General features: G+C 37.8%; 1 protein-coding gene. It reads right to left on the reverse strand.

Translation table 11 applies throughout. The annotated features are described in order from the left end of the window. Window positions 1-275: outer membrane beta-barrel protein (locus tag SCA31_RS23330; RefSeq protein ID WP_410699401.1), on the reverse strand; the 275-nt coding region annotated here is incomplete at both ends.

Consider the following 275-nt stretch of genomic DNA (forward strand, 5'->3'; position numbering starts at 1 on the left):
GAAATACTGTTAGTATTTTCAAACCTCAGACCGGCATTCAGTTGAAGCTTATCAAATTTCTGGCTGTAGGCAATATACCCGGCTATAATTTTTTCTTTATAAGAGAATTGATTGCTCCGCAAAGGATCAAAAGCAAATTGGTTATTAACCGATAAAGTGTCGTACCTGATATGATTTCCTGTTTCTGTGCTACTGAATTTAAATCCTGCTTCAAGCGTCGCATTTCCTATTTTTTGCGTGGCATCCGATTGGGCCGTATAAATATGTACCGTGTT

The organism is Chryseobacterium sp. SIMBA_028 (genome assembly GCF_046535285.1).
Classification (GTDB): domain Bacteria; phylum Bacteroidota; class Bacteroidia; order Flavobacteriales; family Weeksellaceae; genus Chryseobacterium.